The 24514-nt window shown below is 74.5% G+C and carries 23 protein-coding genes and 2 pseudogenes; 10 read left to right on the forward strand and 15 right to left on the reverse strand.

The genetic code is table 11. The features are described from left to right. Nucleotides 1–102 precede the first annotated feature (102 nt). Genes ABD340_RS39340 through ABD340_RS39350 form a run of 3 tightly spaced genes read left to right on the forward strand, consistent with a single transcriptional unit; the run spans nucleotide 103 to nucleotide 3292 of the window. Nucleotides 103–1467: a cytochrome ubiquinol oxidase subunit I gene (locus ABD340_RS39340; protein ID WP_344596217.1), complete on the forward strand. Its 1365-nt coding sequence runs from the start codon at nucleotides 103–105 to the stop codon at nucleotides 1465–1467. A 4-nt stretch (nucleotides 1468–1471) separates the two neighbouring features. Then, nucleotides 1472–2470, forward strand: coding sequence for a cytochrome d ubiquinol oxidase subunit II (locus ABD340_RS39345; protein WP_344596219.1), 999 nt, complete (start codon nucleotides 1472–1474; stop codon nucleotides 2468–2470). A gap of 21 nt (nucleotides 2471–2491) precedes the next feature. Continuing rightward, nucleotides 2492–3292, forward strand: coding sequence for a putative protein N(5)-glutamine methyltransferase (locus ABD340_RS39350; protein ID WP_344596221.1), 801 nt, complete (start codon nucleotides 2492–2494; stop codon nucleotides 3290–3292). A 66-nt stretch (nucleotides 3293–3358) separates the two neighbouring features. Here ABD340_RS39350 and ABD340_RS39355 read toward each other — a convergent pair whose 3' ends face one another. Beyond that, nucleotides 3359–4558, reverse strand: coding sequence for a cytochrome P450 family protein (locus ABD340_RS39355; protein WP_344596222.1), 1200 nt, complete (start codon nucleotides 4556–4558; stop codon nucleotides 3359–3361). A gap of 166 nt (nucleotides 4559–4724) precedes the next feature. Here ABD340_RS39355 and ABD340_RS39360 point away from each other — a divergent pair, with 166 nt between their 5' ends. Beyond that, on the forward strand, nucleotides 4725–5027 hold the full coding sequence (locus tag ABD340_RS39360) for a DUF1905 domain-containing protein (RefSeq protein ID WP_344596224.1): 303 nt from the start codon (nucleotides 4725–4727) through the stop codon (nucleotides 5025–5027). A gap of 4 nt (nucleotides 5028–5031) precedes the next feature. Here ABD340_RS39360 and ABD340_RS39365 read toward each other — a convergent pair whose 3' ends face one another. From ABD340_RS39365 to ABD340_RS39405, 9 genes and pseudogenes are all read right to left on the reverse strand, one after another. Then, entirely contained in the window at nucleotides 5032–5826 is a 795-nt protein-coding gene (locus ABD340_RS39365; protein ID WP_344596225.1) for a DUF4097 family beta strand repeat-containing protein, read from the reverse strand. A gap of 3 nt (nucleotides 5827–5829) precedes the next feature. Next, on the reverse strand, nucleotides 5830–6387 hold the full coding sequence (locus ABD340_RS39370) for a hypothetical protein (protein ID WP_344596227.1): 558 nt from the start codon (nucleotides 6385–6387) through the stop codon (nucleotides 5830–5832). 119 nt (nucleotides 6388–6506) lie between these two features. Continuing rightward, nucleotides 6507–8078, reverse strand: a complete 1572-nt coding sequence (gene dacB, locus ABD340_RS39375) for a D-alanyl-D-alanine carboxypeptidase/D-alanyl-D-alanine endopeptidase (RefSeq protein ID WP_344596229.1) — start codon at nucleotides 8076–8078, stop codon at nucleotides 6507–6509. Nucleotides 8079–8132: 54 nt separating this feature from the next. Continuing rightward, the gene (locus tag ABD340_RS39380; protein WP_344596333.1) at nucleotides 8133–8885 is read right to left on the reverse strand and encodes an XdhC family protein; all 753 of its coding nucleotides are present in this window, start codon (nucleotides 8883–8885) and stop codon (nucleotides 8133–8135) included. Beyond that, entirely contained in the window at nucleotides 8882–9970 is a 1089-nt protein-coding gene (locus ABD340_RS39385) for a molybdopterin cofactor-binding domain-containing protein (RefSeq protein ID WP_344596230.1), read from the reverse strand. The genes ABD340_RS39380 and ABD340_RS39385 overlap by 4 nt, the downstream gene beginning before the upstream one ends. 209 nt (nucleotides 9971–10179) lie before the next feature. Beyond that, nucleotides 10180–10857 (reverse strand): annotated as a pseudogene (locus tag ABD340_RS39390) (molybdopterin cofactor-binding domain-containing protein); the annotation flags it as partial. After that, nucleotides 10854–11357, reverse strand: coding sequence for a (2Fe-2S)-binding protein (locus tag ABD340_RS39395; protein ID WP_344596231.1), 504 nt, complete (start codon nucleotides 11355–11357; stop codon nucleotides 10854–10856). The pseudogene ABD340_RS39390 and the gene ABD340_RS39395, both read right to left, overlap by 4 nt. Next, nucleotides 11354–11620: an FAD binding domain-containing protein gene (locus tag ABD340_RS39400; RefSeq protein WP_344596335.1), complete on the reverse strand. Its 267-nt coding sequence runs from the start codon at nucleotides 11618–11620 to the stop codon at nucleotides 11354–11356. Before ABD340_RS39400 ends, ABD340_RS39395 begins: the two co-directional genes overlap by 4 nt. A 139-nt stretch (nucleotides 11621–11759) precedes the next feature. After that, a pseudogene (locus ABD340_RS39405) lies at nucleotides 11760–12221 on the reverse strand (FAD binding domain-containing protein); the annotation flags it as partial. A gap of 137 nt (nucleotides 12222–12358) precedes the next feature. Between ABD340_RS39405 and ABD340_RS39410 the strand changes: the two are divergent. After that, nucleotides 12359–13282, forward strand: a complete 924-nt coding sequence (locus ABD340_RS39410; RefSeq protein ID WP_344596233.1) for a LysR family transcriptional regulator — start codon at nucleotides 12359–12361, stop codon at nucleotides 13280–13282. A 134-nt stretch (nucleotides 13283–13416) separates the two neighbouring features. Here the strand turns inward: ABD340_RS39410 and ABD340_RS39415 are convergent, their stop codons facing one another. Then, complete coding sequence (locus ABD340_RS39415; RefSeq protein ID WP_344596234.1) at nucleotides 13417–14403, reverse strand: glycoside hydrolase family 16 protein; 987 nt, start codon at nucleotides 14401–14403, stop codon at nucleotides 13417–13419. 288 nt (nucleotides 14404–14691) lie between these two features. Then, nucleotides 14692–15249, reverse strand: a complete 558-nt coding sequence (locus tag ABD340_RS39425; RefSeq protein WP_344596235.1) for a hypothetical protein — start codon at nucleotides 15247–15249, stop codon at nucleotides 14692–14694. Nucleotides 15250–15406: 157 nt separating this feature from the next. On the opposite strand from ABD340_RS39425, the gene ABD340_RS39430 reads away from it, so the two are divergent. Next, complete coding sequence (locus ABD340_RS39430) at nucleotides 15407–16231, forward strand: SAM-dependent methyltransferase (RefSeq protein WP_344596237.1); 825 nt, start codon at nucleotides 15407–15409, stop codon at nucleotides 16229–16231. A gap of 1 nt (nucleotide 16232) precedes the next feature. On the opposite strand, the gene ABD340_RS39435 is transcribed toward ABD340_RS39430, so the two are convergent. Both ABD340_RS39435 and ABD340_RS39440 read right to left on the reverse strand, forming a co-directional pair. Further along, nucleotides 16233–17045: an alpha/beta fold hydrolase gene (locus tag ABD340_RS39435; protein ID WP_344596239.1), complete on the reverse strand. Its 813-nt coding sequence runs from the start codon at nucleotides 17043–17045 to the stop codon at nucleotides 16233–16235. Continuing rightward, nucleotides 17035–17850, reverse strand: coding sequence for an MFS transporter (locus ABD340_RS39440; protein WP_344596240.1), 816 nt, complete (start codon nucleotides 17848–17850; stop codon nucleotides 17035–17037). The genes ABD340_RS39435 and ABD340_RS39440 overlap by 11 nt, the downstream gene beginning before the upstream one ends. 98 nt (nucleotides 17851–17948) lie before the next feature. On the opposite strand from ABD340_RS39440, the gene ABD340_RS39445 reads away from it, so the two are divergent. Then, the gene (locus ABD340_RS39445; RefSeq protein WP_344596241.1) at nucleotides 17949–18557 is read left to right on the forward strand and encodes a TetR/AcrR family transcriptional regulator; all 609 of its coding nucleotides are present in this window, start codon (nucleotides 17949–17951) and stop codon (nucleotides 18555–18557) included. Here the strand turns inward: ABD340_RS39445 and ABD340_RS39450 are convergent. Beyond that, nucleotides 18540–19727, reverse strand: a complete 1188-nt coding sequence (locus ABD340_RS39450) for an aminotransferase class I/II-fold pyridoxal phosphate-dependent enzyme (RefSeq protein WP_344596242.1) — start codon at nucleotides 19725–19727, stop codon at nucleotides 18540–18542. The two genes, ABD340_RS39445 and ABD340_RS39450, sit on opposite strands and share 18 nt — an antisense overlap. Before the next feature lie 171 nt (nucleotides 19728–19898). Between ABD340_RS39450 and ABD340_RS39455 the strand changes: the two genes are divergently transcribed. From ABD340_RS39455 to ABD340_RS39465, 3 genes are read left to right on the forward strand one after another with little or no spacing between them, the layout of a single operon-like run. Beyond that, nucleotides 19899–21086 (forward strand): hypothetical protein, encoded by a 1188-nt coding sequence (locus ABD340_RS39455; RefSeq protein WP_344596244.1) that lies wholly within the window; start codon nucleotides 19899–19901, stop codon nucleotides 21084–21086. After that, nucleotides 21083–23422 (forward strand): MMPL family transporter, encoded by a 2340-nt coding sequence (locus ABD340_RS39460; protein WP_344596245.1) that lies wholly within the window; start codon nucleotides 21083–21085, stop codon nucleotides 23420–23422. The genes ABD340_RS39455 and ABD340_RS39460 overlap by 4 nt, the downstream gene beginning before the upstream one ends. Continuing rightward, nucleotides 23419–24492 (forward strand): fatty acid desaturase family protein, encoded by a 1074-nt coding sequence (locus tag ABD340_RS39465; RefSeq protein WP_344596246.1) that lies wholly within the window; start codon nucleotides 23419–23421, stop codon nucleotides 24490–24492. Before ABD340_RS39460 ends, ABD340_RS39465 begins: the two co-directional genes overlap by 4 nt. Nucleotides 24493–24514 lie beyond the last annotated feature (22 nt).

The following is a 24514-nucleotide window of genomic DNA, read 5'->3' on the forward strand; positions in this document are numbered from 1 at the left end:
GGCGGCGAGGTGTCATCGCATGTGAGGGGGTATGCAGCAGCCGACAACCGGAACCTGCCGGCGCGGAGGGGATGACATGGCGGTGCCGCCGGAGGGCGCCCGGTGAGCGGGCCGCTCGTGGCCGCCGTCACGGGCGCCGATCTCGGGGCCGCGCGGACGCAGATGGCGCTCTCGCTGGGCTGGCACATCGTCCTGGCCTGCCTGGGCGTGGGCATGCCGGCCATCACCCTGATCGCCGAATGGCGCGGGCACCGCACCGGGGACGACCACTGCAGGCTGCTGGCCCGGCGCTGGGGCCGGGCGATGGGCGTGCTGTTCGCCGTCGGCGCGGTGTCCGGGACGATCCTGTCGTTCGAGATGGGATTGCTGTGGCCGGGCCTGATGGGCGTCTACGGCGAGGTCATCGGGCTGCCGTTCTCGCTGGAGGGCATCGCGTTCTTCATCGAGGCGATCTTCCTGGGCGTCTACCTGTACGCCTGGGACCGGCTGCCGCCCGTTCGGCACATGCTGACCGGGATCCCGATCGTGGTCGCGGGTGTGGCCAGCGCGTTCTTCGTCGTGACCGCCAACGCCTGGATGCAGCAGCCGACCGGTTTCGACACCGCGGGCGGGCGGATCGTCGCGGTCGACCCGTGGGCGGCGATGTTCAACCCGGCCACCCCGCCGCAGACCGTGCACATGATCCTCGCCGCGTTCATGGTGGCGGGGTTCGCCATGGCGAGCGTGTACGCGGTGGCGATGCTGCGCGGGCGGCGGGACCGCTACCACCGGCTGGGGTTCCTCATCCCGTTCACCGTCGCGGCCGTCATCACCCCTGTGCAGATCGGTGTGGGGGACTGGGCCGCGCACTTCGTCGCCGACAACCAGCCGGTCAAGCTCGCCGCCATGGAGGGGGTCTTCCAGACCGAGCGCGGCGTGCCGCTGCACCTGGGCGGCATCGCCGTCGACGGCGAACTGCGGTACGCGCTGGAGATCCCCGACGGGCTGTCGCTGCTCGCGCACTGGAATCCCGACGCCGAGATCGCCGGCCTGGACCAGGTGCCCGAGGGGGACCGGCCGCCGGTCAACGTCGTGCACTGGGCGTTCCAGATCATGGTGGCGATGGGGCTCGCGCTGCTGGCCCTGGCGGCCTGGGCGGCGTTCTGCTGGTGGCGGCGCCGCGACCTGCCCCGCACGCCGTGGTTCCTGCGGGCGGCGGCGCTGTCGGGCGTGGCCGCGGTGCTGGCGCTGGAGGCGGGCTGGGTGGTGACCGAGGTCGGCCGGCAGCCCTGGATCGTGTACGGCGTCATGCGCACGTCCGAGGCCGTCAACCCCGCGCCCGGCCTCGTCTGGGGGTTCGTGCTGGTCAGCGCCGTGTACGTGGTGCTGACCGCGGCGTCGGTGTACGTGCTGCGGCGCATGGCCCGGGACCGGCCGGTGCCGGTCGCCCCGCAGGAACGCGACGTCACCGGCTTCAAGGTGGTCTGAGCCGATGCCGCTGCCGGAGATCATGCTGGTCGTGCTGTGGATCGGCCTGACCGCGTACGTGCTGTTCGGCGGCGCGGACTTCGGCGGCGGGGTGTGGGACCTGCTGGCCGGCGGCACCGAGCGGGGGCGGCCGCGGCGGGCGCTGGTGGAGCACTCGATCGGACCGGTGTGGGAGACCAACCACGTCTGGCTGATCTTCGTGATCGTGGTGACCTGGACCGGGGTGCCGCCGGTCTTCGCCGCGATCGCCTCGACGCTCTACATCCCGCTGACGCTGGTGGCGCTGGGCATCATCGCGCGCGGGGCGGCGTTCGCGTTCCGCAAAGCCAGCACTGAGGTGTGGCAGCAGCGCCTGTTCGGTGCCACGTTCGCGTTCTCGTCGCTGGTCACCCCGTTCTTCCTGGGGACGGTGGCGGGCGCGATCGCCTCCGGCCGGGTGCCGCCGGGGATCGCCGCGGGCGATCTGGTCACCAGCTGGGTCAACCCGACCTCGGTCGTCAGCGGCGCGCTGGCGGTCGGCACGGCCGCGTACCTGGCGGCGGTCTTCCTGACCCGGGACGCCGAACGCGGCGGTGCCACGGCGCTGGCGGAGGAGTTCCGGCACCGTGCCCTGGCCGCGGGCGCGGTGGTCGGGGTGCTGTCGGCGGCCGGGCTGGCGGTGCTGCACGCCGACGCGCCGCGCCTGTTCACCGAGCTGACCTCGGGGCGCGGGCTGCCGCTGCTGGCGGTGTCGATCGTGGCCGGGCTCGCGTCGCTGGCGCTGCTGTGGCGGCGCGCGTACGTGGCGGTGCGGGTCACCGCCGCGCTCGCCGTCGCGGGCCTGCTGTGGGGATGGGGCGTCAGCCAGTACCCCGACCTGCTCCCGGGCGTGCGGCTCGACGACGCCGCGGCGACCGACAGCGTGCTGTCCGCCAGCCTCGGCGCGCTGGCCGTGGGCGCGCTGCTGCTCCTGCCCTCCCTGTGGTGGCTCTACTCGACCTTCCAGCGGGACCACCGCGCCTGAGCCCGGTAGGCTGTGTTTCCTGTGTTCATCTCACCTTCTCACTCGGCTTCCCGCGTCGGCAGGCTGCGCGCCGCGGGGTGCGTCTTCGCCGAGGACGAGGCGCGGCTGATCGAGTCCACCGCCCGCACGCCCGGCGAGGCCGAGGCCATGGTGGAACGCCGCGCCGCCGGGCTCCCCCTGGAACACGTCCTCGGCTGGGCCGAGTTCCGCGGCCTGCGGGTGGCCGTCGAGCCCGGGGTGTTCGTGCCGCGCCGCCGAACCGAGTTCCTGGTCGCGCAGGCCGTCGAGCCCGTGCGCGCGGCGGCCCGGCCGCCGGGCGCGGTCGTCGACCTGTGCTGCGGCTCGGGCGCGGTGGGCGCGGCGCTGGCCGCCGCCCTCGGCCCGGTCGAGCTGCACGCCGCCGACATCGAGCCCGCCGCGGTCCGCTGCGCCCGCCGCAACCTCGCCGGGGTCGGCGGCCGGGTGTACGAGGGCGACCTCTACGCCCCCCTCCCGGACGGGTTGCGCGGCCGCGTCGGCCTCCTGACGGCCAACGTGCCCTACGTCCCGACCGGCGAGGTCGCGCTGATGCCCGCCGAGGCCCGGCTGCACGAGCCGAGGGTCGCCCTGGACGGCGGCACGGACGGCCTGGAGGTGGCGCGCCGCGTCACCGCCGGAGCTCCGGACTGGCTGGCGCCGGGCGGCCGGTTGCTGTTCGAGACCAGCGCGCGGCAGGCCGCCGGCGCCGTCGCGGCCGTCGAGGACGCCGGGCTGATCGCGCGGGTCGCCACCTCCGAGGAAATGCACGCGACCGTCGTCATCGCGACCAGGCCGCCCGCCTGAGCCGCCGCCGGACGGACTCCTCGCTGCGCCCTCCCCGCCGAACTCGGCGCCCCCGTCGCTTCGGGGTCAGAGGGTGACCGGCAGCGAGTCCAGGCGCCAGTTGCCCGGATCGGGCGCGCGCAGCTCCTCGACCGAGGAGGCGGCGAGCGCCAGGTCGGGGAAGCGGGCCAGCAGCGACGCCAGCGCGACCTCGGTCTCCACGCGGGCGATCGAGGCGCCGAGGCAGAAGTGCGGACCGTGCGAGAAGCCGAGGTGGCCCGCGGCGCCCCGTTCCTGGACGCGCGTGACGTCGAACCGGTCGGGATCGTCGAACACCCGCGGGTCCCGGTTGGCGGCGGCGATCGACACGGTGACGGCCTCGCCCTTCCTGATCGGGACGCCGCCGATCTCGACGTCCGCGCCGGCGAAGCGGGGGATCGACAGCAGTGCGGGCCCGCACCACCGCATGATCTCCTCGACCGCGCGGGGCATGAGACCGGGGTCGGCGCGGAGCGCGGCGAGCTGGTCGGGGTGGGTGAGCAGCGCCGCCACGGCGTTGGCCACCAGGTTGACCGGCGTCTGCCCGGCGATGACCAGGTGCCAGATCAGCGTGACCATCTCGGCGTCGGTGAGCTGGTCGGCGTGGCCCGCCTGGATACGGACCAGTTCGGAGATGACATCGTCGCCGAGCTCGGTCCGGCGGTGCGCGACGGCGGCCTTGGCGCCCTCCATGATGCCCGGCAGGGCATCGGCGAACTCGGGTCCCGCGCTCGCCGCGACGGTGCCGCCGTACTCGCGCCAGCGCGGCCGGTCGGCCGCCGGGATGCCGACCAGTTCGCAGATCACGTCGATGGGCAGCGGCCGGGCGAAACGCGGGAGCAGGTCCACCCGGCCGCCGGCGGCGTGCCGGGGCAGGTCGTCCAGGAGCGCGGCGACGAGCGGCTCGATCCGGGGACGGAACGCGGCGGCGCGGCGGGCGGTGAACGCGGGGGACACCAGGCGGCGCAGCCGGGTGTGCTCGGGGCCGTCCATCTCGCCCATCGTCCGCATGTACGGCAGGTACTCCTCGGGCACGTCGGGCCGCATGTAGCTGTCGGCGCGAAGCATGAACCGCGGGTCGCTGAGCATCTCCCGGGCCTCGGCGTGCCGCGTCACCACCCACATCGGGCCGATGTGGGGCAGCGGCAGCCGGGCCACCGCGGAGCGCTCCCGGGCCTGCCCGTAGGCGGTGAAGGGGTCGCGGACGGTCGCGGGGTCGGTGAGGTCGATCTCCGGCACGTCGTGCATGGCTCTCCTCCAGGCGAGAATCAGATGATGCTGTCATCTGGATGGTGACGGTATCCTGCTTCCCGGTGGACGGCAACGCGGCGCAGGACGGGGAGGCGCGATGAGTTTCGCGGTGCGGCCGGGTCGAACCCGTAGAAGAGCCGGACGAGCGGAACGGGGGCAGACCATGGCGCAGCAGGAACAGGCGGGCACGGCCGCCACGTTGGACAAGCGGTTCACGGCGACGCTGGTCACCAGCCCGAACCCGGGCGGCTGGACCTACGTCGTGATGCCCGGCTCCGCCGAGTACTTCGGTACCCGCGGGCTGGTCAAGGTGCGCGGGACGGTCGACGGGCACCCGTTCCGCGGCTCGTTCATGGCGCTGGGCGACGGCACGCACAAGCTGCCGGTCAAGGCCGACGTGCGGCGCGCGATCGGGAAGGGCACCGGCGACACCGTCACCGTCCACCTCGCCGAGCGGCTCTCCTGACCGGTCAGGCGCGGTGGATCAGGATGTCGCCGTAGGCGGTGCGCGCCCGCACCTCGACCGTCTCCTCCGCGCCGGAGGGAGCGGCGGCGGCGTCCAGGGCGGTCCTGACCTCGCCGTACGCGGAGACCGCGTCCAGCCAGGCGGCGGTGCCCGCGCGGACGCCGACCTCCAGTTCGCCGCCGGCGGTCTCCATGACGATCGATCCGCGCACCACCTCGCCGACCCGGATCCGGCCGTAGGCGGTCTGCGCGGCCAGGCCGGCCAGCGCCCGGTCGACGGAGATGTCGCCGTAGGCGGTCTTGACCCGCAGGTCGCCGCCCGCCGTGCCGATCGTGACGCCGCCGTTGGACGACTTGACCACCGCCGTGCCCTCGATCCCGCCGATCCGGATCTCGCCGTTGGCGGTGGTGACGTCGCAGGGGCCGCCGAGGGCGTCGGCCGCGACGTCGCCGGAGGAGGTGTTCAGCCGGGACGCGCCGAGCCGTCCCCGGCAGCGCAGGTCGGCCGAGTCGGTGCGGACGTCGACGCGGGACCCGGACGGCAGCCGCAGGACCAGGCCGACCGCCCCGCCGAGCCCGAAGAACCAGCGGGCCCGCGACTTGGGCGACCGGACCGACAGCGCGCCGTTGGCGTACTCGACCCGGGTCTGCGCGGCTGCCTCCACGTCGGCGTCGCGGCCCTCGTCGCCGGGGCGCACCTCCACGACGGTGTCGGCGCGGTCGCTCGCCTCGATCAGCACGTCACCGTAGGAGAGGTGCACGGAGGCCAGGATCGGTTCCGGGGTGTCGAAGACGGGCATCGGTCAGCGCACCCAGCCGGTGTAGCGCTGCCCGTAGCCCGGGCCGCGGGTGTGGCCGGACGCCTGCCGGCCGCGGTCGCGGCCGGCCGGTTCGACCGCGGCGGTCACGGCGCGGACGAGCCAGGCGTTGACCGACAGCCCGTCCCGGGCCGCGGCCTCCTCGATGCGCGGCTTGAGGTGGTCGGGGACGCGCAGGGTGATGCGCGAGGTGCCGCCGTCGTCGGCCTCCGGCGCGGGCGGGGGAGCGGGGCGGGGCGGCGCGTCCGCGGCGGCGGGGGCGGGGGCGGCCGCGTCCGCGTCCCCGGCGGGCGGACCGCCGGGCGGGGGCGTCACGACGAAGCCGGGGTCCAGCCCGCGCAGGCGCACCTCCACCGAGCCGGGCGCCAGCTCCCGGGTGATCTCGTCCGTGGCGTCCGACAGCGCCTTGAGGAGCGCGAGCCGGGCCGCCGACTCCAGCGGCGCGGTCAGCCGCCCGGCGAGGTCGCGGACGTCCTGCCCGCCGGTCGCCGCGGCGATCTCGAGCTCGCGGCGGAGATGGTCGACGTACGGCGTGAGATCCATGACGCCATTATGGCGTCACCGGCCGTGGCGGCGTGTTCGTGCCGGCCGCGCGGCCCTGACGGGCCGCGCCCGCCGCTCCGTCGGGAAGCGGCGGGCGCGGTGGCCGGGACATCCGGCGATCAGCAGCCCATCGTCCAGGAGCATTCCAGGTCGGGGCCGGTCGCGGGGGCCTGGCGCGGGGTGACGGCGCGCTCGGCCGCCTCGGGCCCGCCGGCCAGCCGCACGGCGATCTTGTCCTCGATGTCCTTGGGCGCCCCGCCGGCGTAGCCGTTGAGGACGACCGAGAAGATCAGCTGCCGTCCCGAAGGGTCGCGCACGTAGCCCGACAGCCCCGTCACGCCCGTCAGCGTGCCGGTCTTGGCGTGCACGTTCCCGGCCGCCGGGGTGCCCGCCATCCGGCTCGCCAGCGTCCCGCCGACCATCGGATCGGGATCGCCCGCGATCGGCAGCGCCTGGTACCAGGCCGGGAACCAGCTCTTGGACCGCGCCTTCGCCAGCAGGGCCGCGATGTCGCGCGGCGTGGTCCGGTTGGAACGGGAGAGGCCGGAGCCGTCGGTCAGCTCGAGCCGCTCCGCGGAGACGCCCTGGCCCGCCAGGTACTTCTCGATGACCGGGAGCCCGGCCTGCCAGCTGCCCTCGCCCTTGGCCTTGCGCCCGATCGCCTTCACCAGGATCTCGGCGATGGTGTTGTTGCTCAGCTTGAGGAACGGGGCCGTCAGCCGCGAGAGCGGCATCGAGTCGCGGCCCGCCAGCGCGGCGACCCCGGACGGCGTCCGGCCGGGCGAGGTCGTCCCGGCGACCTTGACGCCGTGCCTGCGCAGCGCGTCCCGGAAGACGTCGGCGGCGTACAGCGCGGGCTCCTCGACCGTGCGCAGGTTCTCCACCGGCTTGCCGCCGCTCGGGTACGAGCCCGACACCACGACGGTGTTGGCCCCGCCGGGGCGGTCCACCGCCAGCGTGGAGGCCGAGCCCGCCGCGCCCGTGGTGGCCCGGTTGTCGATCTTCACCACGTCGGTGGGCGGGTCCAGCGCCACCTTGACCGGCTCGCCCGCCGCGCCCGGGGCGACCGTCACCTTGATCGAGCCGGCGTTGAACCGGTCGTCGGGCGAGATGGTCAGCGCGGAGATCTGGGCGGCGTAGGCGAAGGGGAGGTCCCCGGCGGCCCAGCCGGGCGCGGTGCGCCGCGCGTCGAACCAGGTGTCGTCGGCGATCAGGTCCCCGGTGACCCGCGTGACGCCGCGCCCGGCGACCTGGGCGGCCAGCCGGTCGTAGTCGGCGGCGCGCATGGTCGCGTCGCCGGTGCCCTTCAGGTAGAGGTCCCCCTTCACCGTGCCGCCCGCCGGCTTCGCCGCGTAGACCCGGGTGCGGAACCGGTACCCCGGCCCCAGCAGCGCCAGGGCCGCGGCGGAGGTGTGGAGCTTCTGGTTGGAGGCGGGCATCAGCGCTGTCTCGGGGGTGCGCTCGTACTGGATCCGGCCGGTCTTGGCGTCCCGTACCAGCGCGCCGACCCGGGCGCCCTTGAGCCGCTCGTCGGCCAGGATGGCGTCCAGGTCGGTCTTCAGGTCGGCTGCCTGCGCGGCGGTGGAGACGGCCACCTTCGAGTCGGCGGCGGGAGCGAACGCGGCCACGGCGATCGTTGCCGCGGCCGCCAGTGTGGCGAGCGCGCTGCCCGCCGATCGACGCATGAGCATGACCGACGACTGTAGGGGCACCGTGCGCCCGCGCGAGGGACTTGGCGAAAAGTCCTATCCGCACTCGTGGCGGGCGGTCTCGTGGCGGACCCCGTCACGCGCCGGCGCCGGGCGGGGACGCAGCGACACGATCTCCGCGACGACCGACAGCGCGATCTCGGGGGCCGTGCGGGCGCCGATGTCCAGCCCTGCGGGCGTGCGGACCCGTTCGGCGCCCTCGATCCCCGCCGTCACCGCCGCGCCCCGCGCACGGCTCGCGATGAGCCCGACGTACGGGATCCCCGCCCGCAGCGCCGCGGTGAGCGGCGGCTCCTCGTCGCGGCCGTGCGTGGCGACGACGACCGCCGCGGCATCGGCGAGGACGGGCGCCGCGCAGTCCCCGGCGGGGCGCACGTCGTAGCCGGCCGCCGCGCCGACCCCGGCCAGGGCGCCGGCGACAGGCCCGTCCCCGAACACCTGGATCAGCGCGGGCGGGAGCACCGCCTCCAGGAACAGGTCGAGCGTTCCGCCGGACAGGCAGGGGTTGCTGACCGTCACCAGGCCCTCCCCGCCGGGCTCCTCCGGGCCGGGCGTGATGCGCAGCAGCGTCGACTCGCCCGATTCCAGCAGCCGCATCGCCTGGGCGCGCACGGTCGAGGCCGCGCAGGTGCCGCCGACGAAGCCCTCCAGCGTCCCATCGGCCAGGACAAGCGCGCGGTCGCCCGTTTTGGCGCTGGTGGGACGTTCCGTGCGCACGACCGTCGCCAGCACGAACGGCGTCCGCTCGGTGCGCAGCCGCTCCGCCCGCACCGCCAGTCCCGCGCTCATGGGATCGCCAGATCCTTGCCGGTGCCCGGGTCCACGTCCACGACGGCGATGTACGCGCCGAACGGATAGGTGAGGTTCGGCGGGTTGTAGACGGTGGTCGCGTCGAGATGCCCCTCCACGCCCTCGGGCAGCTCGACGCTGCCGTGCGCGGCCATCGCGATCTCCTGCAGCGTGGCACCCGCCGACGGGTCGCCGCGCACCGACCAGCGGCCGGGCGTCCAGTCCAGGTCCTCGGGGGAGGCTTCCAGCATCGCCCCGGCCACGATCCGGGCGCGCTCGCGGACCTTGCGCGCCACGACCGCGGCGGCCGCGCCCGACACCGGCGTCGAACGGGACCCGTAGGTGCCCAGCCCGAACGGGGTCTGGTCGGTGTCGCCGTGCACCACCTCCACGTCGTCCACCGGGATGCCGAGCTCGTGCGCCACGATCTGCGCGAACGTCGTCTCGTGCCCCTGCCCCTGCGTCTGCACGGAGATGCGCAGCACCGCCTTGCCGGTCGGGTGGACGCGGAGCTCGGCGCCGTCGGCCATGCCGAGCCCGAGGATGTCCATGTGCTTGCGCGGCCCGGCGCCGACGGCCTCGGTGAAGAAGCTGATCCCGACGCCCATCAGCGGCCCGGACCCCGCGCGGCGGCGCTCGGCCTGCTCGGCGCGCAGCCCGTCGTACCCGGCGATGTCCATCGCCTTGCGCAGAGCGCGCGGGTAGTCGCCCGAGTCGTACTCCCAGCCGGTGGCGGAGGCGTAGGGGAACTGCTCGGGCCGCAGCAGGTTGCGCAGCCGCAGCTCGGCCGGGTCCAGGTCCAGCTCCGCCGCCAGCACGTCGATCATCCGCTCGACCAGGTAGGCGGCCTCGGTGATCCGGAACGAGCAGGCGTAGGCCACCCCGCCCGGCGCCTTGTTGGTGTAGACGCCGGTGACGGCGCAGTGCGCGGCCTCGATGTCGTACGACCCGGTGAACACGTGGAAGAACCCGGCGGGGAACTTGGTCGGCTGCGCGGTGCCGTTGAACGCGCCGTGGTCGGCGAGCACCTTCACCCGCAGGCCGCGGATCCGCCCGTCCCGGGTCGCGGCGATCTCGCCCCGCATGTGGTAGTCCCGGGGCGAACGAGGTGGTCATCAGGTTCTCGGAGCGGTCCTCCATCCACTTCACCGGACGGCCCGTCACGATCGACCCGACGATCGCGCACACGTAGCCCGGGTAGATCCCGACCTTGTTGCCGAAGCCGCCTCCGATGTCGGGGGGAGACCACCCGGATCTTGTGCTCGGGCAGCCCCGCGACCAGCGCGTACACGGTGCGGTGGGCGTGCGGGGCCTGGGTGGTGGTCCACACGGTGAGCTTGCCGGTGACCTTGTCCATGTCCGCGACGATCCCGCAGGTCTCCAGCGGCGCCGGATGCACCCGCGGGTACAGCACGTCCTGGGCGACCACCACGTCCGATTCGGCGAAGACGCGGTCGGCGTGGCCGGCGTCCCCGGCCTCCCAGTCGAAGATGCGGTTGCCGGTGCGGCCCTCCAGGTCGTCGCGGATGACCGGCGCGTCCTCGTCCAGCGCCTTGCGCGCGTCGACGACCGGAGGCAGCGCCTCGTAGTCGACGTCGATGAGCTCCAGCGCGTCGCGGGCGGCGTAGTGGCTCTCGGCCACGACGAACGCGACCTCCTGCCCCTGGAAGCGCACCTTGTCGGTGGCGAGCACGGCCTGCACGCCGCCGGACAGCGTCGGCATCCACGCCAGGTCGAGCTCCGCCAGGGCCGCGCCTGTGATCACTGCCCTGACCTGCGGATGCGCCTCGGCGGCCGTGGTGTCGACCGACAGCAGCCGGGCGTGCGCGTGCGGGCTGCGCAGCACCGCGCCGAACAGCGTCCCGGGCAGCCTGATGTCGTCGACGTAGGTGCCCTTGCCGCGGATGAAGCGGGCGTCCTCCTTGCGGTGCACGCGGCCGAACCCGTTGCGGGTCTCCTCCGTCGCGGTCATGGCGTCACGTCCTCGGTCTCGGCCGTCTCGGCCGGCCGCCCGGCGGGATGCTCGGCGGCCCAGCGGACGGAGCGCACGATGTTCTCGTAGCCGGTGCACCGGCAGATCTGCCCGGAGAGGGCCTCGCGGATCTCGGCCTCGGACGGGTCGGGCCGCCGGTCCAGCAGCCGGCGGGAGGTCATCAGCATCCCCGGGGTGCAGAACCCGCACTGCAGCCCGTGGCACTCGGAGAAGCCCTTCTGGACGGGGTCCAGCTCGCCGTCGCGCTCCAGGCCCTCGACCGTCCGGACCTCCTTGCCGGCCGCCATCACCGCCAGGACCGTGCACGACTTGACCGGGACCCGGTCGAGCCAGACCACGCACGCGCCGCAGTTGGAGGTGTCGCAGCCCCAGTGCGTCCCGGTCAGGTCCAGCTCGTCCCGCAGGAAGTGGACCAGCAGCAGCCTGGGCTCCACGTCCCGGGTATGGGCCTCCCCGTTCACCGTCACCGTGATCTTCATGTCCGGCACCTCTCGTAGGCGCGGCGCAGCGCGCGCGTGGTCAGCTCACCGGCCAGATGCCGCTTGTAGTCGGCCGGGCCGCGCTGGTCGGACCCGGGGTCGCAGTTCTCGGCGGCCACCCGCCCGGCTTCGCGGAACAGCTCCGGCGACGGCTCGGCGCCGCGCAGCACGTCCTCGGCCTCGGCGGCGACGAAATGCGCGGCGCGGACCGCCGTGAGCCCGATCCCGGCCTCGGCGATCCGCCCGGCGGCGTCCAGCCGCAGCGCGGCCCCGGCGGCGGCGAGCGGCCAGTCCCCGACTCCGCTCGACCTTCTCGTACGCGCTGGAGCCTCCCGGCCGGATCGGGACGCGCAGCTCGGTGAGCAGCTCGCCCGGCTCCACGACCGTCTCGTACGGGCCGGTGTGGAACTCCCGGATCGGCACCGTCCGCTCCCCGTCCGGCCCGCGGATCACCGCCAGCGCCCGCAGCGCCCCGAACGCCGCCGACAGGTCCTCGGACGGATCGGCCTGGCACAGCGAGCCGCCGACGGTGCCGCGGTTGCGCACCACCGGGTCGGCGATCACGCGTTCGGCGTCGTGCAGGATCGGGAAGTGCTCGCCCGCCGCGGCCGAGTCGAGCAGCTCCGCGTGCCGCACCATGGCGCCCACACGCAGCGTGTCGCCCTCGATCCCGATGCGGGACAGCTCCGCGACGTCGTTGATGTCCACCAGCGCCTCGGGCTCGGCCAGCCGCAGCTTCATCATGGGGATCAGGCTGTGGCCCCCGGCGACCACCCGGGCCTCGGGGCCGTGCCGCGCCAGCAGCGCCAGCGCCTCCTCGACGGTGGCCGCCCGCTCGTACTCGAAACTCGCCGGAACCTGCATGCCGCCCCCTCGGGGTGGGATCGGGGCCGTGATGATCGAGCTTTGTCGATCGGGATTGTCGCCCGGCCGGAGGCGGCCACAACGGGCGGATAAGCGAAGGGTTAACCCGGGCCGTTCCGGCGATCACACTGGCGGGCATGACCCTCACCCAGCTGGGCGCGTTCGTCCTGGTCGCCAGGCTCGGATCGGTGACGCGGGCGGCGCGGGCGCTGAACGTGAGCGAGCCCGCGGTGTCCCAGGCGCTGGCCGCGCTCCGGCAGCACCTGGGGGACCGGCTGATCGTCCGCGGGCCCGGCGGGATGACGCTGACCGAGGGCGGCGCCCGGCTGCTGCCGATCGCCTCCCAGATGGTGGTGCTCGGCGCCGACGCCGAGGGCGCCGTCCGCGCGGCGCGCGGCGCCCCCGAGTCGCTGCGCGTGGTCGCCACCGCCGAGGTCGCCGAGTTCGTCGCCGCCCCGCTGCTGGACGCGTTCACCCGGCGCACCCCGCGCGAGGTCGAGGGCGGCGCCGGGGTGGGCGCGGGGAGCGAGATGCCCGTCCTGCTCCACAACCGGCTCGCCGACGTCGCGCTCGGCCCCTACCTCGGGGACGAGCCCGGCCTGGTCAGCGAGCCGGTCTTCCGGGCCAGGCTGGTCGCCGTCGGCACCGTGCCCGTCCCGCGCCCGGTGTGGCTGGTCGACCCGTCCGGCGCCGACCCCGGGAGCGAGACCAGCGCGCTGCTGCGCCGGCTCAGGGTGCCCGAGGAGCGGATCCGCGTCTACCCCAACCAGACCGCCGCCTGGGCCGCCGCCGCGGACGGCGGCGGCCTGGCGATCGCGCTGGCGCACCTGGTCGCGCCCCGCGTCCAGCGCGGCGAACTGCGGGTCGTCGGCACCCCGGTCACGCCCGCGGAGATCCGCTGGCACGCCACGACCCTGGCGCCCGAGCGCAGGCCGCCGCTGGCCGGGGCGTTCCGGCGCTTCCTGGGCACCGCCGACGCGCTGCACCTGATGCGCACACCGGGCTCGGGCGTCCCGCCGTCCCGCTTCCGGCCGCCGGTGTATGTGACCATCTGGAGCTGACCGTGCCTGGGCGAGCGCGACATCGCTTCGCGACCTGGCCGGTGAGGCTCGCCTCCGGCATCGCCCCACCGGCCGGGTAACGCGCTCGCGCGTTTACGCCTGCCCGCGGATGCGCGCCGGCCGCAGGGCCCGCTTCATGCTCCGCTCTGCCAGACCGCGACGTAGTCGACGACCATGGGCCGCCCCGACACCGTTGCCTCGGTCGGCGTGCCGTGCCCGGCGACGCCGTTGGGGAACGCGCCGCCCATCGCCACGTTGAGCAGCAGGAAGTAACCGGCGTGGCCGGTCATGTTGTTCCACGTCGTCGCGTCGAACCTCGCCTGCGAGATGCTGTGGAACTGCTGGCCGTCCACATACCAGCGCAACTGGTTCGGTGACACGCTCCGGTCCCATTCGAACCGGTAGGTGTGCATCCCCGACTGGCAGGACGCGCCCGGGCAGGCGCGGCTGGCGCCGATGCCGTTGCTCTCGTTGCACGGGCCGCCCGGGTTGGTGCCGCAGTGCAGCACGCCCCAGACCGAGTTGATCCCGTTGACGTTCTCCATGATGTCGAACTCGCCGATCGCGGGCCAGTTCTGGTAGTTGCCCCGGTAGGGGGAGCCCAGCGCCCAGAACGCCGGCCAGTACCCGAGCGCCTGGGCGCCGGTGACGTTCGGCATCTGGACGCGGCCCTCGATCCGGAGGATCCGCCCGTCGGCCGGCTTGAAGTCGGTGCGCCGCGTCTCGATCCGGGACGAGGTCCATTCACCGGACGGGCCCTTCACCGGCGTGATCGTGAGGTTGCCGGAGCCGTCCAGGCGCACGTTGGCGGGGTCGGGGGTGTAGCGCTGGATCTCGCCGGTGCCCCAGTTGGGCGGGCCGCCGGGGTAGCCGTGGCCGGTGCTGATGAGCCAGTTGGCGGAGGACGGCGGCGAGCCCGCGGAGCCTTCGAAGTCGTCGCTCCACACCAGGCTCCAGCCCGGTGGCGGAGGCGGCACGGAGGCGCCGGCGGGGGACAGGGCGGCGGCCGCCACGACCGCCGGGAGCGCGACGATCGCGGTGAGGGCGGCGAGCACCGCGCGCCGCCGGGACTTGCGGTCGGGAGCGATGAGGGCATGCCTCGATGGGCGTGGACGCGGCATAGCGGGGGGCCTTCCACGAAGCCGGTGGATGACGGGGTGGTGGGTCGGCACCAGCGGTTGCCGCACAATGTCACCCCTCCGGACCGGCTTGTCAAGAGATCATCTACTTGAGAGCGCGCTCCCAATTTTCTCGTGATACGCCCAACGTCGGGGGTGCGCGGGCGGCGGCGCGGCACCTGCTGGAACGCGGCCGGCGGCGGGTCGCGACCATCGCCGGCCCGCCCGACATGACGGCGGGCGTTCCTGCCGACCGAGCGGTGATCCGGGAGTCCGGCTGAGCCGGACGCCTCACGCGCCGGCGGCGTGCGATTCGGGGGCGTCGAACCAGTCGCGGCCCGCGGCCCAGTGCCGTACCCAGCCGCCGAAGCCGGGCGCGGCCGTCGTGTGGCCGAAGGGCGCCCCGAAAGGCTGGACTCCGACATCGGTGAACTGCCAGACGTGTCCGCGGTGCCGGCCCGTCACCACCAGCCGCCAGTCCATCGCGCAGCCGTCGGTGCCGAGGTAGAGGGTGCCGTCCTCCACCGCGGCGGCGCTCAGGCGCTCGGCCTCTCCGGCTTCCGGCGCGCCCTCCCAGAGCCAGGGCGCCGTCAGCGGGAAGGGACGGGCGGGGGCGTTGCCCGGCTCGACGGAGTGGTCGAGCCGGACGAGCCCGTAGAACGGCGGGCCGGACGGGCACCCGTCGCCCACGGTGGCGACGAAGCGCCGGAACGGCTCAGGCAGCACGATCGCGTGCCGGGCTTCGAAGGCGCGCACCGCGTCCCAGCCCGCGGGCGGGCCCAGGGGCGCGTCGCCGAACGCCTTCCGCAGCGGGGCCGCCGCTTCGCCGTCGAAGGGATCGGACCGCATGAGGGAAGAGTGGATCACGAGTTCCTCCGGCCGCACAACCTGACGGCGATGACGGTTTTCTCGCCTCCGCCCGGACCGTGCCGGAAACGCCGGACCGGGGCGAGATCGATGTGAAAGCCTGAGATCGTCCGCCCCCCGACACGCGCTGGAGGCCGATGTGAGCAGCGACGACGCCTCGTCTTCCTGGCCCGGAGCCGGCACGGATCCGCCGCGGGACATCGACACGGGCGTTCCGCAGTCGGCCCGGATCTGGAACTACTGGCTGGGCGGCAAGAACAACTATCCCGTCGACCGCGCGGCCGGCGACGAGGTGCTGCGGGTCTACCCGCGGATGCCCGACGCGGCCCGCGCCGCCCGGCACTTCATCGCGCGCGTGGTGCGGCACCTGGTCGCCGAGGCCGGCATCCGGCAGTTCCTGGACGTCGGCACCGGCCTGCCCACCGTCGACAACACCCACGAGATCGCCCAGCGCGCCGCGCCCGAGTGCAAGGTCGTCTATGTCGACAACGACCCGCTGGTGCTGGCGCACGCCCGCGCCCTGCTGACCAGCTCGCCCGAGGGCGTGACCGTGTACGTGGACGCCGACCTGCACGACCCCGAGACGATCCTGCGCGAGGCCGGGCGCACGCTCGACTTCGGCCGTCCCACCGCGCTGATGCTGATGGGCATCCTCGGGCACATCGACCACGACGTCGCGCTGACGATCGTGCCGCGGCTGATGGCCGGGCTCCCCTCGGGCAGTTATCTGGGGATCTACGACTTCACCGACACCGGCGCGGGAGTCAAGGAGGCCGAGCGGCTGTACGAGGAGAGCGGCACGCTCCCGTACCACCCGCGCCCGCTGGAGAAGATCGCGGCGCTGTTCCAGGGGCTGGAGCCGGTGCCGCCCGGCGTGGTCGAGGTGTCCCGCTGGCGGCCGGACCCGTCCCCGCTCCCGCAGACGCCGGTGGACGTGGCCGGAGGCGTGGCACGCAAGCCGTGACTCACGGGCAGCGGCTCTCCAGGAATGCGGCGACGGCGCCGGCGAAGGCGGCGGGATCGTCGTCGTGCGCCCAGTGCCCGCAGCCGGGCAGCTCGCGCAGGACGGTGCCGGGCCTGCGGGCGGCCATCTCCCGTGCCATGCCGGTCGGCAGCACGAAGCTGTCCAGGCCGTGCACGAGCAGGGCGGGGCAGGTGGAGCCGAGCCAGTCGGGCCACCAGTCGCCGATCAGCGCCTCCTGCGACTCCACCATGGCGTCGTGGTCGAACAGGAAGCCCCAGCCGTCGTCGTGTTCGACGGCGCTCTCCAGGAAGTAGGCCGCGTCGGGGACGCCGTGCGCCTCGACCCCGCGGCGCAGCTCGGCCAGGGTCGCGGCGCGCCGGGGCCAGGGACGGACGTCCAGGACGGGATGGGGGATCTCGGGACGCCGGTTGAGCGCACCGCCCTCCTCGTTCACCAGGGCCCGGACGAGGCCGGGGTGGCGCGCCGCGAGCCGGAAGCCGACGACGCCGCCCATCGAGTGGCCGACGACGATCAGCGGGCCGAGACCGAGCTCGCGGGCGAACGCGGCGACGTCCTCGACGTAGGCGTCGGGGCCGTGTTCGGCGGCCCGGTCGCTGTGTCCGTGCCCGCGCAGTTCGAGCGCGATGACGCGGTACCCGGGCGCGAGCGCGGCGGCGAGCGGGGCGAACATCCGGGCCCGGCCGAAGTGCCCGTGCAGGGCCAGGACGGGCGTGCCGGTCCCGCCGAAGTCGATGTACGCGAGCCGCAGCCCGCGTATGTCCGCGTACTGCTCGGCGTGGTTCTCAAGGGCCATGGTCGTTCCTTTCCTCGGCCGGCCGGCGGCGCGTGCCGCGCAGGGCGAGCGCCGTGACGAAGGAGGCGGCGAGCGCGAGCGCGGCGGCCAGCAGCGCGGCGCGGCCGAGCCCTGCCGTGAACGCCTCGCGGGCGGTGGCGGCGAGCCGTTCGCCGTCGGCTCCGCCCAGCCGCCGGGCCGCCGCCATGGCCTCGGAGATCGACTCGGTGGCCAGGGCGCGCGGCTTCGGCGGCAGGGCGCGGGCGGCGGGCGCCAGCCGTCCGGCGAGGTGCCCGGCCGGGACGCCGCCGAGGACGGCGACGCCGAGGCTGCCGCCCAGCTTGAAGGCGGTCTCGTTCAGCGCGGCGGCGGAGCCGGCCCGCTCCGGGCCCGTCGAGGCCATGACGCCGGTACTGGCCGCGGTGACGGTCGCGGCGTTCCCGGCCGCCAGCACGGCCAGCGCGCCACCCCCGCCCACGCGGCCATCGCCCCGGGCAGCTCGTCCGGCGGGAACACGGCGCGCACGATCGCCGGCGTGGCCGGCATGATCATGGTGGCGCCGGCGCCCAGCAGGGCCCGTGCCGCGATGAGCTCGCCGGGGGAGCGGGCCGGCGCCGCCAGTAGCGAGGCGGCTGCGAACACCCCGAGCCCACCGAGCAACCGTGGACTCGGTGATCCACTGCAGCTGGCCGGTGGTGGCGCGCAGGTCCCGGGCGATGGCGGGCAGCGCCACGGTCACCGCCATCACGCTGACGCTCATGACCAGCAGTCCGGCGCAGAGCGCGGCCAGGACGGCCCGGCGGCGGGGATGGCCGGAGGAGATCATGGCGATTACCATAACGACTGTTTTGCCATTTGCATAACGATCGTCATGTGCCTAGGGTGGGCGGGCACGCCACCCGGACGCCCGCCAGGAGGACGGCCATGGCCAGGCCCGCGGACCCGCGGCGGCGGGCCGAGCTGCTCGACGCGATCGTCGAGTACCTCGCCGCGAACGGGATCGCCGGGCTGTCCCTGCGCCCCCTCGCCAAGGCGCTCGGGCACAGCACCTACGTCCTCACCCACCACTTCGCGACCAAGGACGACCTGATCGCCGCCGTCCTCGCGCACCTCGACGAGCGCCAGCGCGGCCGGCTGAGCGCGCTGCCCGGCTGGGAGGAGGGGCGCGGCCTGGGCGCGGTGATCCGGGCGTCGTGGGAATGGCACCTGGCCGAGGACCTCCCGCTCACCCGGCTGCTGCTCGAGATCGAGGGGCTGTCGGCCGCCGGGCGGCTCAGCGGTCCCTACGTCCCGACGATGCTCGGCGACCGCGCCGGATTCGTCGCCGAGGCGCTGCGCAACCACGGCGTCCCCGACGAGGTCGCCCGCAGGAACGCCACCCTCCTCAACGCCGCGTACGCCGGGCTGCAGATCGACTACCTGACCACGGGCGACCGCGAACGCGTCGAGGAGGCCCTCGAAGAGCTCATCGCCCTGGCCGACGAGTGGACGCGAGCGAAGCCGGGTGATCGGGGGTCAGTCGATGAGGCGTAGCCGGCGGCCGGCGGCGGCGAAGGCGTCCACGATCCGGTCGACCTCCGCCCCGGTGTGGGCGGCCGTCACGGCCACGCGGACGAGCGCGCGCCCCTCCGGCACGCCGGGCGGGACCATGGCGTTGGTGAACACGCCCTCCTCGAACAGCTCCGTCCACAGCCGCAGGCACGGCAGCGTGTCGCCGACGTGCACCGGGATGGTCGGGGTGCCGTCCCGGCCCGCGTCGAACCCGAGCGCGGCCAGTTCCGCGCCGAGCCGCTCGGCGATCGCCAGCACGCGCCGCCGCCGCTCCGGCTCGGTGCGGATGACCTCCAGCGCGGCCAGCGCGGCGGCGGCGCACGGCGCGGGCAGCGACGCGGAGAAGATCGCCGCGCGGGAGTGGTGCCGCAGGTAGCGGATGACCCGCTCCGGGCCGGTCACGGCGCCGCCGAGCGTGCCGAAGCACTTGGAGAAGGTCAGGGTGTGGACGTCGACCGCGGGCAGCTGCCCGTAGTGGTCGGCGGCGCCGCGGCCGCCGGGGCCGAGCACGCCGATGTCGTGCGCGCCGTCCAGGATGAGCCGCGCGCCGTGCTGCGCGGCCAGCTTGCCGATGCCGGGCAGGTCGCACAGGTCCCCGGTGGTGGAGAACATGCCCTCGGTCAGGATGATCAGCCCGTCGCCGGGCTCGGCGGCGTCCAGGAGCCGGCCGAGGTGGGCCATGTCGTTGTGGCGGAAGCGGCGCAGCCGGGCCTGGCCGAGCCGGGCGGCGTCGATGAGCGAGGCGTGGATGTGCTGGTCGGCCACCAGCGTGTCGTGCGGGCCGAGCAGCGGGCTGAGCGCGAGGTTGGCCTGGAAGCCGGTCGAGGTCACCAGTGCCGCCTCGTGCCCGAGGAAATCGGCGAGGCCCGCCTCCAGTTCCTCGTGCAGTGCGAGCGTGCCGTTGGTCAGGCGCGACCCGGAGGTGCCGGCGCCGAACCGGCGCAGCGCGGCGGCGGCCGCCGCCTTCGTCCGCGGGTCGGTGGACAGGGCCAGGTAGTCGTTGGAGCCCGCCATCAGGAGCGTCCGCCCGCCGACACGGACCTCGTTGAGGCCCGTCCGCTCCTCGATGGCGTGGTAGTACGGATAGACGCCCATGCGCGCGGCGATTTCGTCCTCACGCCAGGAAAGGCACTTGCCGAAGGCGTCCACCACGATGCCGCGTCCCCTCTCGCCGTGCGGCCACGTTCCGTGACCGGTCAGGTCAGGATGCTCGCCGAGCGGGGCGGGCTTGGCGAGTGTCTCGCCTGGTGGTTGCGCTATGTTGATCGACTTTTGGGCCGAGGGTGCGCGACGCGGAGTGATCGTCTAGCCATACTCGTGTGCATGTCGTACGACGTCCGGCCCTGGGGTGGCGCGCCGACCGCCGAGCGGCCGGCCCGGCCGCCCCGGGTCGTGGCCGTGCCCGTCCGAACGCGCCGCGACGTGCGCCGCTTCGTCGAGTTCCGCTACCGGCTCCACCGCGACGACCCGAACTTCGTGCCGCCGCTGCGGCGCGACGCCCGGCGCCTTCTCGACCGCCGCCGCAACCCCTTCTTCGCCTACGGCGACGTGGGCCTGTTCATCGCCGAGACGCGCGGACGCGTCGCGGGGCGGATCGCGGCCGTGCACAACCCGCGCCACAACCGGGTCCACCGGACGCGCGACGGCTTCTTCGGGCAGTTCGAATGCGTCGACGACCCCGCCGTCGCGGCCGCGCTGTTCGCCGCCGCCGCGCGCTGGCTGCGCCATCGCGGCCTCCAGACCATGCTCGGACCGGTCGACTTCACCATGAACGACGAATGCGGCCTGCTGGTGGACGGGTTCGACTCGCCGCCGCGCGTCCTGATGCCCTACAACCCCGCCTACTACCCGGCGCTGCTGGGCCGCTGCGGGCTGGAGAAGGCCACGGACCTGTGGACGTGGGAGTGCGCCACCGCCCCGCTCGACCCCCGGCTGACCCGCATCGCCGAGCACGTCCGGCGGCGCGACGGGCTCACCGTCCGGCCCGCCGACCTGCGCGACTTCGACGCCGAGCTCGCCCGCATCAAGCGGGTCCACGACTCGGCGTGGCGGGACAACTGGGGTTTCGTCCCCATGACGGACGCCGAGTTCACCGCACTGGCCCGCCGGCTGCGCCGGATCGCCGACCCCGGGCTCATCCAGCTGGTGGAGGCCGGCGGCGAGCCGGTCGCCGTCGGGCTCGGCCTGCCCGACTTCAACCAGGCGCTGCCCGCCGCGCGCGGGCGCCTGACCACTTTCGGCGTCCCGATCGGGCTGGCACGCCTCGCCCTGGCGGCGCGGCGCGTCGACCGGGTGCGGGGCGTGCTGTGCGGTGTGGTCGCCGAGTACCGCCGCCGCGGCCTGGAGGCGCTGCTCTACGCCCGGGTGTGGGACGCGATGGCCGCCGGCGGCTACCGGGGCGGCATCGAGATGGGCTGGACGCTGGAGGACAACCGCGCCATCAACCAGAGCATGCAGGCCCTCGGGGCCGTCCACGCCAAGACCTACCGCATCTACCGGCGGGACCTATGAGGGGGAGCGGGCCTGAAGTAAGCAGGCCCGCTTGGAGCGGCCTGTCCCGGTACCGGCGGCTCGTCCTTTGGCTCGCCGCCGCGGGGTTCCTGCTGGCGCTGTTCGCAGGGCACGACGTCCACGACCGGCTGACACCGGGCGGCACGACCGCCATCGGATCGGAGTCGGGACGCGCACGGGAACTGCTGGAGAACCGCTTCCGCGCGGGCGACCCCGACCTGGTGCTCGTGGCGCGCGCCGGCGGCCAGGTGGACAGGCCCCGCACCGCCGCCGCCGGAGTACGTCTGGCCGCGCGGATCGCGCACGCGCCCGGCGTCGACCACGTGGCCTCGTACTGGGACGTCCTGTCACCGTCCCTGCGCAGCCGCGACGGGCGCTCCGCGCTGATCCTGGTGCGCCTGCGCGGCGACGACATGCGCCGGATCGCGACCGCGCGGACGCTGGTCCCGCAGGTGACCGGCAGCAGCGGTCCGCTGACCGTCACCGCCACTGGCAAGGCCCAGGTGAGGGCCGAGACCCAGGACCGCAGCGAGCGCGATCTGCGCCGGGCAGAGCTGACCGTCGCGCCGCTGACCCTGGCGATCCTGGCGGTGGTCTTCGGCGGTGTCACCGCCGCCGCCCTGCCGGTCCTGGTCGGGGCGCTCGCCGTCGCCGGCACCATGGCCGTGCTGCGCCTGCTCAGCGGCCTCACCGAGGTGTCGGTGTTCGCCATGAGCATCGCCAGCGCGCTGGGGTTCGCGCTCGCGCTCGACTTCAGCCTGTTCATCGTCACCCGGTTCCGCGAAGAACTCGCGGCGGGAGGCGGCAGCGCCCGGGCCGTCGGCGTCACGATGCGCACGACCGGAAAGGCCATGGCCTATTCGGCCGTGACCGTGTCCCTGTCGCTGTCGGCGCTGCTGCTGTTCCCGTTCACCATCCTCCGGTCGATCGCCTACGGCGGCATCACCGTCACCGTCCTGGCCGCCGTGGGCAGCCTCGTCGTGCTGCCCGCCGTCCTGGCCCTGCTCGGGGAGCGCGTCAACGGCCTGGCGATCCCCGGGCCCTGGCGCGCGGGATCGCCCCTTCCCAGCCCCGGCGCGCGGCCCGGTCTCTGGTTCCGGATCGCCATGGCCGTTATGCGGCGCCCGCTGCGCGTCGCGATCCCGACCGCGCTGCTCCTGGCCGCGCTGGGATCGCCGTTCCTGGACGTCCGGTTCGGCACCTTCGACGACCGGCTGCTGCCGCCGCAGGCCCCGGCGGCGCAGGCCGCGAACCGGCTCCGCCACGACTTCGACGCGCGCGACAGCGTCGGCGCCACCACCGTCGTCCTGTCCGGGATGCGCGCCGCCCCGGGCGAACCGGCCGACCGCGTGCGCCTGGACGCCTACGCGCGCGGCCTGTCGGACCTGGACGGCGTCGTCCGGGTCGACGCCGCCACCGGCTCGTACGCGCGCGGGGCACGGGTCGGGGAGGCCATGCCGGGCGCCGTCGCCCGTTTCACCCGGCCCGCGGCGGCCGGGACGTGGCTGGCCGTCTCCACCGCGCACGAGCCGTACTCGGTGGAGAACGGCGAACTGGCCGAGCGCGTCCGCGGCCTGCCCGCCCCGGAGCGGGCGCTGGTCGGCGGGCCGGGCGCGGAGCTGGCCGACGTGCGCGCGGGCATCGCCGGGACGCTGCCCACGGTCCTCGCGCTGATCGCGCTGACCACCTTCCTGCTGGTCGCGGCGCTGACCGGCAGCGTGGTCCTGGGCGTCAAGGCGCTGCTGATGAACGCGCTGAGCCTCGGCGCGACCTTCGGCGTGCTGGTGCACATCTTCCAGGAGGGCCACCTGCGCGGGCTGGTCGGCGACTTCTCCGTCGCCGGGAGCACCGACGCGCTCGTTCCCGCGCTGCTGTTCTGCGTGGCGTTCGGCCTGTCCATGGACTACGAGATCTTCCTGCTGTCGCGGATCGTCGAGGAGCACCGCCGCACCGGCGACACGGCGCTCGCCGTGGCCACCGGGCTGGAGCGCACCGGGCGGCTGTTCACCTCGGCCGCCGTCATCTTCGCCGTCGTGATGGCGGCCCTGGCGACCTCGGGCCTGGCGCTGCTGAAGATGATCGGCGTCGGGCTCGCGCTGGCCGTGCTGCTGGACGCGACCCTCGTGCGCTGCCTGCTGGTGCCCGCCGTCATGCGGCTCGCGGGCCGGGCCAACTGGTGGACGCCTTGGCCGTCGCGATGGCCCTGGCCGCCGTCCAGGGGAGCGCCCCGCCGGTCGTCCGGGCGTTCGCGACGGCGGTCGCCCGGGGTGCTGGACGGCGTGCCGCTCACCGACACCCCGAGTCCCGTCCCGGTGAGGGAGCGCACGTGGTCATGACCGGCGAATTCTCCGTCCAGCGGGCGCACGCGCTGGTGAGCGACCTGTTCACCCCGCGTCTAGGCGTCTACTGGGGCGACCTGCTCGCCTCGTTCACGGTGTGCGCCGCGGCCTTCTGGGCCGCGGGCCCGGCCGGATACGCCACGCCGCTCGGGGTGCTGCTGTCCGCGGTCTCGACCCTGGCCGCGTACCGGTGCGCGGCGTTCATCCACGAGCTGGCGCACCTGCGCGGGAAACGCGCCCTGCGCCGGTTCCGCCGCGCGTGGAACCTGCTGGTCGGGACGCCGCTGCTGATGCCGGCGTTCACCTTCGACGCGCACGTCAACCACCACAACGTCCGCTCGTACGGCACCAGCAGGGACCCCGAGTACCGGCCGCTGGACCGGCTATCGCGGCGGCAGGCCCTGGCGTTCCTGGGCTCCTCTTTCGTCCTGCCGCTGCTGGCGCCGATCCGGTTCGGCCTGCTCACCCCCCTCTCCCTGGTGAACGCCCGGCTCCGCCGCCACCTCTACACGCACTTCACGACGCTGAAGATCGACTTGGACTACGCCGGGGCCGCCCCGGCCGACCGCCGCCAGGCGCGGGCGTGGCTCGTCCAGGAGGCCGGCTGCATGCTCTGGGTCGTGCTCGCCGCGGCGCTCCTGCTGAGCGGGACCGTTCCGGCCGAGCGCGCCGTCCAGGCCTACGCCGTCCACAGCGCGCTGCTGCTGATCAATGCGGTTCGCACGCTGCTCTCCCACCGCTGGAGCGGCGACGAGGAACCGATGAGCCTGGTCGACCAGATGATGGACAGCATCAACCACCCGCGCCGCCCCCTGCTCACCGGGCTCTGGGCACCGCTCGGGCTGCGCCTGCACGCCCTCCACCACCTCTTCCCAGGCATGCCGTACCACTCGCTCCCCGAAGCGCACCGCCGGCTCAGCGCGGCCCTTCCACCGGATTCGGCCTACCACCGCACCGCCAGCGACGGGCTGACGGCGTCCGTGGCGGCCCTCTGGAAAGAAACCGGACGCGTCCGGCGCCCGGCGCGGGGGCGCCGGACCGCTCCTCGACCCCTGATCCGCTCCTGACCTGGGATTCTCTTCTGTCACA

Origin of the sequence: Actinomadura vinacea (genome assembly GCF_039532545.1) — a bacterium.
GTDB classification, from domain to species: Bacteria; Actinomycetota; Actinomycetes; order Streptosporangiales; family Streptosporangiaceae; genus Spirillospora; species Spirillospora vinacea.

Coding starts and splice junctions, on each gene's coding strand:
- ABD340_RS39345 (WP_344596219.1), top strand. CDS start 1,472: ATGCCGCTGCCGGAGATCATGCTGGTCGTGCTGTGGATCGGCCTGACC.
- ABD340_RS39355 (WP_344596222.1), bottom strand. CDS start 4,558: ATGCACGACGTGCCGGAGATCGACCTCACCGACCCCGCGACCGTCCGC.
- ABD340_RS39360 (WP_344596224.1), top strand. CDS start 4,725: ATGGCGCAGCAGGAACAGGCGGGCACGGCCGCCACGTTGGACAAGCGG.
- ABD340_RS39365 (WP_344596225.1), bottom strand. CDS start 5,826: ATGCCCGTCTTCGACACCCCGGAACCGATCCTGGCCTCCGTGCACCTC.
- ABD340_RS39370 (WP_344596227.1), bottom strand. CDS start 6,387: ATGGATCTCACGCCGTACGTCGACCATCTCCGCCGCGAGCTCGAGATC.
- dacB (WP_344596229.1), bottom strand. CDS start 8,078: ATGCTCATGCGTCGATCGGCGGGCAGCGCGCTCGCCACACTGGCGGCC.
- ABD340_RS39380 (WP_344596333.1), bottom strand. CDS start 8,885: ATGAGCGCGGGACTGGCGGTGCGGGCGGAGCGGCTGCGCACCGAGCGG.
- ABD340_RS39385 (WP_344596230.1), bottom strand. CDS start 9,970: ATGCGGGGCGAGATCGCCGCGACCCGGGACGGGCGGATCCGCGGCCTG.
- ABD340_RS39395 (WP_344596231.1), bottom strand. CDS start 11,357: ATGAAGATCACGGTGACGGTGAACGGGGAGGCCCATACCCGGGACGTG.
- ABD340_RS39410 (WP_344596233.1), top strand. CDS start 12,359: ATGACCCTCACCCAGCTGGGCGCGTTCGTCCTGGTCGCCAGGCTCGGA.
- ABD340_RS39415 (WP_344596234.1), bottom strand. CDS start 14,403: ATGCCGCGTCCACGCCCATCGAGGCATGCCCTCATCGCTCCCGACCGC.
- ABD340_RS39425 (WP_344596235.1), bottom strand. CDS start 15,249: ATGCGGTCCGATCCCTTCGACGGCGAAGCGGCGGCCCCGCTGCGGAAG.
- ABD340_RS39435 (WP_344596239.1), bottom strand. CDS start 17,045: ATGGCCCTTGAGAACCACGCCGAGCAGTACGCGGACATACGCGGGCTG.
- ABD340_RS39440 (WP_344596240.1), bottom strand. CDS start 17,850: ATGATCTCCTCCGGCCATCCCCGCCGCCGGGCCGTCCTGGCCGCGCTC.
- ABD340_RS39445 (WP_344596241.1), top strand. CDS start 17,949: ATGGCCAGGCCCGCGGACCCGCGGCGGCGGGCCGAGCTGCTCGACGCG.
- ABD340_RS39455 (WP_344596244.1), top strand. CDS start 19,899: ATGTCGTACGACGTCCGGCCCTGGGGTGGCGCGCCGACCGCCGAGCGG.
- ABD340_RS39460 (WP_344596245.1), top strand. CDS start 21,083: ATGAGGGGGAGCGGGCCTGAAGTAAGCAGGCCCGCTTGGAGCGGCCTG.
- ABD340_RS39465 (WP_344596246.1), top strand. CDS start 23,419: ATGACCGGCGAATTCTCCGTCCAGCGGGCGCACGCGCTGGTGAGCGAC.